The sequence below is a fragment of the Rhizobium sp. Nf11,1 genome (assembly GCF_050587665.1).
In the GTDB taxonomy this organism is placed as follows: domain Bacteria; phylum Pseudomonadota; class Alphaproteobacteria; order Rhizobiales; family Rhizobiaceae; genus Rhizobium.
Genome location: NZ_JBOBHU010000051.1, coordinates 1 through 6,471 on the forward strand (window position 1 = coordinate 1; position 6,471 = coordinate 6,471).

The window sequence follows — 6,471 nt, forward strand, 5'->3', positions numbered from 1 at the left end:
CCATGATGCCGATAAAGGTCGGCAATTGTGCCGGTCTGGCCGAAATGTTCGACCCCCAGCGACTTGACACAGTGACCATAGACGCCTCCAATCCAGGAGAGCGTGGCTGGATGCCCGTCAATCAACGTGACGATCCCGCAATCGCGTGACAAAGGCGCCAGCAGGCGCTCGATGTGGCTCATCGCCCCGACCGCTCCACGTTGTCGGGCGCGTTCAGCAGCTTGCCAGCCGGCATTGAGCCGGTCCGCGGAGGTGATCGCCAGCAATCCGACGTCCCGTCGATCTTCGGCGAGCAAACCGGTTGCGGCGATCGCCTCGGGTGCGACGACGCCCTGATAGGCAATGATCACGCTGGCATTTGGCCCAGGCCGCCGCAACCAGTAGGCCCCATTGATGATGTCTTGCTCCAGCTCAGGAGCCATTTGGCGCGCTGGCTGCTCGAGCGGGCGCGTCGACAGGCGCAGATAAACGGATCCACCGGTCTGATCGCGCAACCACGTGGTTTCATCGGGGTCACCTTCGCCGTCGCGCTGCATGTAGTCGAAGGCGAAGCGCATGATGACCGAAAGCTCGTCGACGAAGGCCGGCTCGAAAGAGCACAGTCCGTCCTGCGCCATACCAATCAATGGCGTGCCGATCGACTGGTGCGCGCCGCCTTCCGGCGCTAGCGTTACGCCGGACGGTGTTGCAACCAGCAGGAAACGCGCATCCTGGTAACAGGCGTAGTTCAACTGGTCGGCCGAGCGGTAGATGAACGGATCATAGACGGTGCCGATGGGCAGCAGCCTGGCGCCGTTGATCGAATGGGAAAGACCAAGTGCACCAAGCATGATCATCAGGTTGGATTCGGCAATCCCCAGTTCGAGATGCTGGCCTTTAGGACCGAACTCCCAGTTGTAGGTCGACGGAATCCGCTCCGCCTTGAAGAGGTCGGACATGCTCTCACGGGCAAACAACCCGCGCCGATTGACCCAGGGGCCGAGGTTGGTTGACACAGTCACGTCCGGAGAGGTCGTGACAATGCGCTCGGCAAGCAGTGTGTCACCACGCGCGATATCGTTCAGAATCTGGCCAAAGCCCATCTGGGTTGAAAGCAGCTTGCCTGGCTGCCCAGGGAAGGGAAGCGCAGGAGGAACCGGGATCGCCGGCGAAGACAGTCTGCGGCGGCCCTCGCTGAAGAACGGCATCTGAGCGACGAACGCGTCGAGCTCAGCATCCGGCATGGTAGCTGCGGACCATTTCTCCCATTCCTGTCCCTGCTTTACGCCCATCTGCTGGCGGAACCCCTCCATTTGCGTGGGAGTCATCTGACCGGCGTGGTTATCCTTGTGGCCTGCAAGCGGCAAGCCATATCCCTTGATCGTATAGCAGATGAAGCAGACCGGGCGGTCGTGCTGCGAAGCTTGTTCAAAGGCCTCGAGCAGGCTTGGCAGATCATGCCCTCCGAGATTAACCATGAGCGCTTGCAGTTGCTCATCGGAACGTCGCTCGATCAAGGCGGTCACGGGCCCCTGATCACCGATCTCGTCCAGCAGTCGCTTTCGCCACGCCGCGCCGCCCTGGAAGGTCAGGGCGGAATAGAGCTGGTTCGGACACGTCTCGATCCACTGCCGCAGCTTGTCCCCGCCGGGCTCGGCAAACGCGGCTTCTTGCAAAGAGCCATGGCGCAGGATCACGACGTCCCAGCCGAAGTTTCTGAATATCTGTTCAAAACGCTCCCAGAGGCCTTCGCGAACGACGGCGTCCAGCGATTGACGATTGTAGTCGACGACCCACCAGCAGTTTCTCAGGCCGTGTTTCCAACCTTCGATCAAGGCCTCATAGATATTGCCTTCGTCCATCTCGGCATCGCCGATCAAGCTGACCATGCGTCCTTCAGGCCGATCGTTCATCCATCCATGTGCGGAGACATAGTCCTGGACCAATGAAGAAAACAGCGTCTGCGCCACGCCGAGACCGACCGAGCCGGTGGAGAAGTCGACGTCATCGACATCCTTGGTCCGTGACGGATAGCTCTGTGCGCCCTTGAAACCGCGGAAGTTTTCGAGCTTCTCGCGGGTCTGGTTGCCTGCCAGATACTGGAGAGCATGGAATATCGGTGCTGCGTGGGGTTTGACCGCGACCCGATCCTGAGGACGAAGCGCCGAGCAGTAGAGCGCGATCATGATGGTGCTGAGCGAAGCCGACGAAGCCTGGTGCCCGCCGACCTTCACCTCGTCCGCTTCGCGGATATGGTTCGCGTGATGGATCGTCCAGGCGGCGAGCCAGGAAACGCAGCGTTCAATTTCCTGCAGGTAGCTGATCTTGGAGCTCATCCTCTGCCCCTTCTTTTACAGGTCGAGTTTCAGAACGCCCGTCGCGCGCGACACGCACGGGATAAAGCGATAGTTACGGGCTTCGTTTGAAAGCACTGCATCGCGATGTATTGGCTGTCCTTCCAAATACCCGCACTCGCAGGTTCCGCAGACGCCGTTCTCGCAGGACGCCATCAGCAACACGCCGGCGGCGCGAATGGCCGATAGCGCTGACTCGTCTGCAGGTACCGGAACGACTGTCCCGTTACGAAGAAGGATCGTGAACGGTTCGGGTGGCGCATTATCCCGGACCGGCGGCTGAAAGGCTTCGAAATGGACCGTGCCATCCGGCCAGTGGCGTGAAGCTTGTGCAACGGCGGCCATGAAGCTGGGAGACCCGCAGTAATAGAGCTGCGCACCATCGGGCCGCGCCAACAACAGGCTATGAATGTCCTGCCGGGTTTCGACTTGATCGTCGAAGTGGAGCCTCAGACTTTCGGAGCCGATGGTGTCCTCCAAGGTCCCCAGCAAAGGTGCGAAGTTCCGGCCTCGCGCAAAATAGTGGAGTTCGAAGTGCTTGCCCTGCCGACACAGAGCCCGAGCCATCGCAAGAATGGGTGTGATCCCGATACCGCCTGCCAGCAAAAGGACCGGCCCGTCACCCTTCCGGAGCGGGAAATGATTGCGCGGGGCGGATACGGGCAGCTCGGCGCCTGGTGCGATAGTTTCGTGGATCCATGCCGAGCCGCCCCGGCCACTGGTTTCGCGCTTCACCGCTATCGTGTAGCGGCTGAGATCTTCCGGATCACCGCAGAGCGAGTATTGGCGTACCTTTCCGTCGGGGAGATGAACGTCGACATGCGATCCTGGTTCGAAGGCCGGCAGAAGAGGCCTGCGCGAGTGCCTCAGCTCGATCACGCGGACGTCGCCCGGCTCGTCGTGGACGCCGGCAACGATCAGTTTCATGATGATACGCGGAGATCCCATGTCGCGTCACTCGTCCATTGGCAGGATCGGGTCGCCAGGACGGATGATACCACCGACCTCGATCGAACAGTTGAGACCGGAACGGTTCAGCAGCCCTTCGTAGAGGCCCGGCATGCCGAGCAGCTCCTCGATGTATTTGCAGGGAAAGTTCATTCGTGCCGCTCGCAGAACCGTCTCACCGACCCGGAAGCGCTTGCCGACGAGGTGGCCGAGCGGAACGCCGCGGGTCGTTAGATTGCGCCTGTGATCTTCGGGCGCGAGCGTGCCCTTGAAACCGGGAATCTTCGGCTCTCCCTTGGCAATCGCCTCCAGGACCTCAGCCTCGATCAGCGTGACTTCACGGACGTCCGGCTTGGGCGAATACGTACCGGTCCCGAGGTAATAGCGGTCGCCCAAAATACCGCGGCCAGCGATGAGCTGCGCCTCCGCCAGTTCTTCCATCTCGTAGGAAGCGGCCGGCGCGATGTGAATGTGGAGCAGACTCCCCTGCCAAGTCATGTATCGGCTCCCGCTTGCCTTCGATCGACATGGATCTCCGCGCCAGTGGCCTACTGCTCTCATCATGGGATCATCCCATGTCTCACCAGTCCCGGCTGATGGGGAAATCTGCCGTGGAACTGGCTTCGTCAACAGTGCCAGTTTATCAGCATGTTCCTAGTCCAGTTCGGCGAAGGTAGAGGCTTGCCACGAGAGGATGCAATAAGATGCTCGGCGAGCCGGGTCTTGCTGTCAGCCCGCACCCTTCACCGCATCGACGGCCGAGGCGACAAGTTGAATGCCCTTCTCGATCTGCCTCGGTGTCAACGCCGAATAGCCCATCACCAAGCCGAGCCGCTCGCGTGGCGCCTCAGTTGCCCCTGGTTCAGAATCGTAGAGCGGTGAAATACCGTAGAGGCCGACGCCGCGTTGGCGCGCGGCATCCATTAGGGCGATCTCAGCTGATCCGGGCAGCCCATTGAACCAGACGACGACATGCAATCCGGCATCCGCACCCTCGACCGTGACGCGGTCGCCGAATGCAGTTTCAAGAGCGCTCAATAATGTCTCACGGCGCTCCCTATTCAGTCGTCTGACGCGACGCACATGGCTCTCATAGGCGCCACTTTCGATCAGTGAGGCGAGCGCCTCCTGCTCGGTCATGGGTGTATGGCGGTCGGTCAATTGCTTGGCGGTTGCGAACACCTCCTGCAATTGTTTTGGCACCACGAGGTAGCCAATGCGCATCATCGGCGACAGTGTCTTTGAAATGGTGCCCAGATAAATGACGTTGCGCCCGTCCGCCAGGCTCTGGAGGGGCGGAACCGGGCTGATGTCGTACCGGTACTCACTGTCGTAGTCGTCCTCAACCACATAGGCGTCTCTATCCCGAGCCCAAGCGAGAAGCTGGTGGCGACGGCTGATCGGCATGACACCGCCCAAGGGAAACTGATGGGATGGTGTTACATAGGTTATCCGGGCGTCGATTCCTGATAAGTCCGGGGTCTTCAGGCCGCCCGCGTCCGCGTCCACTGCCACGGCGGAAGCCCCGGTGCTTGAGAAGATCTGGCGAGCCATTCGGTAGCCGGGATTCTCCATCACAAATGCGCTGTTCGCGTCGAGGAGGATCCGAGCGCAGAGATCCAGCCCTTGCTGGGAACCATTGACGACGATGATTTGTTCAAGATCGCATTGCAACGTCCGTGCCCGCCAAAGGTAACCCTGAAGGGCTTGCCGCAGGCGCCGGGATCCTCGTGGGTCCTCATAGGCCAGCCGCCCGGGTCTTCGGGCAATCACCGAATTGATAGCGCGCTTCCACGCCAGTGCCGGAAAGTCAGATGGGGCAAGATCGCCGTATCGAAAATCAACCGCCAGGTTGGTTGGCAGATAGTCGAGCCACGGCGAAAGCGCCCGAAGTCTTTCGCCGTAAGCAGAAAGCGGCCCGAACGCCTCCTGTGTGGTGTCGGATTCTCGCGGCCGCTGTCTCAGCTCCAGCGCTGTCACACGCGGGCGGGCGCCTTGGCGCAGCTCCACAAAGCCTTCAGCGGCAAGCTGTTCATAGGCAACTGTAACCGTTGTCCGCGACACATGCAGTTCATTGGCCAGGCTGCGTGAGGATGGCAGTTGACTTCCCGCTTCATAGACACGGCCAAGGATCTGACTCTTGAGCGCCTCGTAAATCCTGCGTGCGCCCATCCTGGGCGCGTGCGCTGCCGCCGCTTGGTTTTCCGACTGGACCATATTCTTTCTGCCAAACTGGATGTTTCATGCCGGCCAGTATGATGCCAGTCTGGGCCAAAGCAAAGAGGATACGATCCAGCTATGACAGGCGGCAGCGAGCATGACAAATGTCAGAAGCAATCTGACCACTTTCACGCGGCAAGCTACGCATTCGACACGCGAGCCATTCATCATGCGTTCAGCCCGGTGGACTACAAACGGGCAGTCCAGCCGCCAGTCTTCCTGACCTCGACCTACGGCTTCGAGAGCGTCGAGGCGAATGACGCCGCAGCAGCGCTCGGCGGCAGACTTTATGCGCGGGAATACAACCCGACCACAGAGATTCTCGAGCAGCGGCTTGCGAATCTGGAGGGGGCTGAGGCGGGCCTTGTCGTATCGACCGGAATGGCCGCCTTCGGCACTCTGATCCTCTCATTGCTGTCGCAGGGCGACGAGCTTCTCGTTCACAAGACGCTTTATTCGAATACTGTCGCGATGGTGGAGCAAGGTCTGCCGCGCTTCGGCATCAAGGTCGTTTCCGTGGACCTCTCTGATCCCTCGAACCTCGACGCGGCGATCACGGAAAAGACCAAGCTCGTCTACTTCGAGACACCCGTGAACCCGCTCAGCAGCATTCTCGACATTGCCGCAATCTCAGAGCGCGCGCACGCGCATAGGGTGAAAGTCGCGGTGGACAGTACCTTTGCTTCTCCCGCACTTCAGCGGCCGATCGAGCATGGCGCCGATATCGTGCTTCACTCTCTTACGAAATACATCAACGGCCATGGCGACACCTTGGGTGGGGCGCTACTCGGCGACGCGGAAACGCTCCACCGCTTGCACGAAACCGGTTTGCGTTACATTACCGGTGCGACCTTGGCGCCGCACTCGGCCTTTCTGATCATGCGCGGTCTGAAAACACTCTCGCTTCGGATCGATCGGCACAGCGCCTCGGCTCTGGCGATCGCCCGTACGCTCGAAGCGCATCCCGCCG

Annotated in this window: 5 protein-coding genes; 1 reads left to right on the forward strand and 4 read right to left on the reverse strand. The window is 60.5% G+C overall.

The features are described 5' to 3' along the window. From ACQ7C1_RS31425 to ACQ7C1_RS31440, 4 genes are all read right to left on the reverse strand, one after another. On the reverse strand, window positions 1–2,315 hold a 2,315-nt coding region (locus tag ACQ7C1_RS31425; RefSeq protein WP_430961178.1), incomplete at its 3' end, for a transketolase. Between the two features lie 15 nt (window positions 2,316–2,330). Beyond that, window positions 2,331–3,260, reverse strand: a complete 930-nt coding sequence (locus ACQ7C1_RS31430; RefSeq protein WP_430961179.1) for a PDR/VanB family oxidoreductase — start codon at window positions 3,258–3,260, stop codon at window positions 2,331–2,333. A 27-nt stretch (window positions 3,261–3,287) separates the two neighbouring features. Next, window positions 3,288–3,779: an MOSC domain-containing protein gene (locus ACQ7C1_RS31435; protein ID WP_430961180.1), complete on the reverse strand. Its 492-nt coding sequence runs from the start codon at window positions 3,777–3,779 to the stop codon at window positions 3,288–3,290. A 231-nt stretch (window positions 3,780–4,010) separates the two neighbouring features. Beyond that, a complete protein-coding gene (locus ACQ7C1_RS31440; protein WP_430961181.1) occupies window positions 4,011–5,498 on the reverse strand; it encodes a PLP-dependent aminotransferase family protein in 1,488 nt (495 codons plus the stop codon). An 81-nt stretch (window positions 5,499–5,579) separates the two neighbouring features. Here ACQ7C1_RS31440 and ACQ7C1_RS31445 point away from each other — a divergent pair. Further along, window positions 5,580–6,471 (forward strand): trans-sulfuration enzyme family protein (locus ACQ7C1_RS31445; RefSeq protein WP_430961182.1); only part of this gene is annotated, 892 nt, incomplete at its 3' end.